This is a genomic window from Halovulum sp. GXIMD14793 (assembly GCF_054457435.1).
In genome coordinates, this window is sequence record NZ_JBTLNE010000107.1 from 1 (window position 1) to 3,573 (window position 3,573).

The following is a 3,573-nucleotide window of genomic DNA, read 5'->3' on the forward strand; positions in this document are numbered from 1 at the left end:
GAGTTTCGCCAAAATGAGGATCGTGTGGCCAAGATTGTCATCAACGCCTCCAGCCGGACCCTGTCTTCATTCCGGCTGGATCTGACGCATGAGCGTGCCCTTGGAGGTGGTCTGCTGACGGCCCGTCTGGGTGTGGAACAGGGCCTGACCTGGTTCGGGGCGGAGCAGATCGCTGAAGTGTCTGACAGCCAGCCCGAGGCGCAGTTTACCCTGTTTGATGTGGGTGTGGATTACACCCGGCCCTGGAAGCTGAAGGCCGGTGTGCTGAGCTATTCGGGACAGATCCGGGCGCAGGGCGCGCTGAATGCGCTGCATGGCAACTACCAGTTCAATCTGGGGGGCCTGTCCAGTGTCAGGGGCACCTCGCGCGGCCTGATGAGCGGTGCCAATGGGGTGCTTTTGCGCAACGAGTTGAGCTTTACACCTGCCGGGCAGGACAAATGGCCAGCGACCGTACAGCTTTACGGCGCGCTCGATGTCGGGCATATATTTGAACAGTATTCGACGACGGTCGCAGGTGGGGATGTGATCGGCGGCACGATGTCTGGCGGCGCATTGGGACTGCGCGGTCAGTTTGGCAAGGCCTCTTTCGATATGGCCTGGCATCAGGTTCTGAGTGTTCCATCGGGGCTGACACGCCCGGATGGTGAGTTTCTCGCATCATTGTCATTTAGATTCTGAGGGGCCGGGGATGGGCATCAAAACTTTTCTGAACCGATTTGTTGCGGCGATTTCCACAGCGGCGATCACGCTGCAGCCGCTGATGGCGCAAACCGTTGTCACAGCACCTGATGGCAGCAATCTGGATGCGGGCTCGGGCAATGGTGTCCCCCTGATCATGATCCAGGAGGTGGATGCCAACGGTGTTTCGCACAATGTCTTTCAGCAATTCGATGTCGGCAGCGAAGGCCTGATCCTGAACAACAACGCCACCAATGGCGTTGTCGGGACCGAGCTTGGCGGCCTGATTGTGCCCAACCCCAATATCACCGGGGCAGCGGCCAGTCTGATCCTGAACGAGGTGACCGGCCCCAATGCCTCGCAACTGCTGGGCGCGATGGAGGTCGGTGGCACCCAGGCGGATGTGATTGTCGCCAACCCTTACGGCATCACCTGCAATGGCTGCGGGTTCATCAATACCGGCAACCTGACCCTGACCACCGGCACCCCGACCTTTGAGGGGGACACCTTCACCGGACTATCGGTCGATGATGGCACGATTTCCATTGGCGAGAAGGGCGCGGATGCCCGTTCCGCGCTGACCTTTGGCCTGATCTCGCGTCAGCTGGTCGTTGGCGGTCCTGTCGCGGGGCAGGATGTTCGCGTCGTACTGGGCCGCAATGATGTGGTCTATGCCACCGGCGAAGTCACGGAAAAGCTGGACGATGGCTCGGCCAAGCCCGCGCTTTCGATCGACAGCACGGTTCTGGGCGGTATGTACGCCAATGCCATCACCATCACCTCAACCGAAGACGGTGTTGGCGCGCGCATGCCACAGCAGATGGCCGCCAGCGCAGGCGAGATGCGCCTGACCTCGGACGGGCGGCTGGTCATCGGCAGCGCCTCGGCCTCGGGCCCGGTCCGTGTGCAGGCCACAGGACCGGTCGAGGTTACGCATTCGGTGTCGACCTCGCAATTTGCCCGCATCACCACGCTGGATGAGTTTACCATCGCGCCGAATGCCACCGTGCAGGCGGATCGGGGGGTTGAGGTCACCGCGACCGGGATGACCGCCGGGGCCGGGGCGCAGGTTGTGTCGGGAACCAATCTGACGGCCAGCATTGACGGTGATATCGGCCTGGCAGGTGATGCAGCCCTTGTTGCGGCGAACAACCTGACCCTGTCGGGTAAGAATATCACCTCGGCCGGTCGGATCGCCGCCTCGGGTGGGGCGCTGCAGATCGACGGAACAGATATCACCAATTCGGGCGTCGTTTATGGCGAAGATGCGGTGGGGCTGAACGCCACCCATGATATCGAGAATAACGGCGGCACAATCCTGTCGAATGCGAACCTGACGCTGACGGCGGCCAATGAGGTTCGCAATCTTGATGGCGGCACGATCGAGACGATTTCGGGCGATATCCTGATCGCCGCGACCCACATCCTGAATGCCCGCCCCGATCCGACGATCAACGGGCTGACCGTCAGCACACCCGATGGCAGCGGCGATACCTGTCCGCCGGGCTATACCTGCGACACCGGCGGCTTTGACCCCGATGCGCAACTGGCCGAGGTCACCCTGAACGGCGAGGCCGCGCAGATCATCTCGGGCGGTAATATCACCCTGAATGCCACCAGCGCCGAGAACCGCTATTCCCTGATCTCGGCGGCGGGCAACATCACGCTGAACCTCGACACGCTGGAAAATATCGGCCTGGGTCTTTACGCGCCCACCGGTGATCCGACCGTGCTGGAACAGGTCGGGGCGGTCTTTGGCGTGATCGAAGCCGCCGGCGTGATCGACGCCAATGTCTCGGGCTATGTGCTGAACGGGGCCGTCCAGGGCAATGCGGCTGTATCCGAGGCCTCAGGCAATGTTGATCCGGCTGATCTGGCCTCGGACCTGACCTCGAATGATTTGCTGGTGGTCAGTGTTGATCCCGATGCCGCTTACCTGATCGAGACCGACCCGCAATTTGTGAACCCCGAGCTGTTCCTGTCCTCGGACTATTTCCTGATCGCGGTTGGCCTGGACCCGGCAGAGGCGCAAAAGCGCCTGGGCGATGCCTATGCCGAACTGCTGTATATCCGCAAACAGTTGCTGGCCCTGGCGGGCATGCTGCGGTTGCAGCCGGGCATTGATGAGGTCGCCCAGATCAAGGCGATGTATGACAATGCCGTCAACGCGGCCGAAGAGTTGGACCTGACCGTCGGGGTCGCCCTGACGCCTGCGCAACAGGCCGCGCTGAAGACCGATATCATCTGGATGGAAGAGATCCAGGTCAACGGCCAGACCGTGCTGGCCCCCCGGGTCTATCTGGCAGACACATCGCGGATCACGCTGGCGGGCGGTTCGGTGTTGCGCGGTGCCGTGATCGACGTCAACACCACCGATTTCCAGAATTCCGGTACGCTTTTTGCCGAAGGGGGCGTTCGGGTGAATGCCACCGGCACGCTGGCCTCCAGCGGTCGGATCGAGGGTGGATCGGTCATCCTGTCAGGCAACACGGTCAAGATCGCCTCGGCCTATGACCGGCGCGGCAACAAAACCGCCTTTGCGGATGGAGTCTATGGCCGGGCTGCTGTCGTCTCTGATGGCGATGTGGTGATCAAATCCGCGGGCGATCTGACCGTCGCCGGGGCCAGGATTGATGCCGGGAACAATGCGGCCCTGATCGCGGGCGGTGCGCTGAACGTCACCGCACCCGCGCTGGAGTCCCGCCGCGGCAAGCCCACCGGCAAGAACCACCTGCGGGTTGAAGATGTCCGCGCTCTGACCTCCAGCATCCGGGCCGGCAAGGATGTCTCGCTGATCGCCGAGGGTCAGGACGGGCTGCTGCTGGCTGGCGCAGATGTTGAAGCCGGCCGCGCCATGTCGCTGATCGCACGCAGCGGCAATCTGGTACTGGC

Annotated in this window: 2 protein-coding genes; both read left to right on the forward strand. The window is 62.3% G+C overall.

Features of this window, described 5'->3' with window-relative positions:
- Positions 1-681, forward strand: a 681-nt coding sequence (locus ACW9UQ_RS18340) for a ShlB/FhaC/HecB family hemolysin secretion/activation protein (RefSeq protein ID WP_458932437.1), incomplete at its 5' end; no start/stop codon positions are given.
- Between the two features lie 10 nt (positions 682-691).
- Positions 692-3,573 (forward strand): two-partner secretion domain-containing protein (locus tag ACW9UQ_RS18345; protein WP_458932438.1); only part of this gene is annotated, 2,882 nt, incomplete at its 3' end.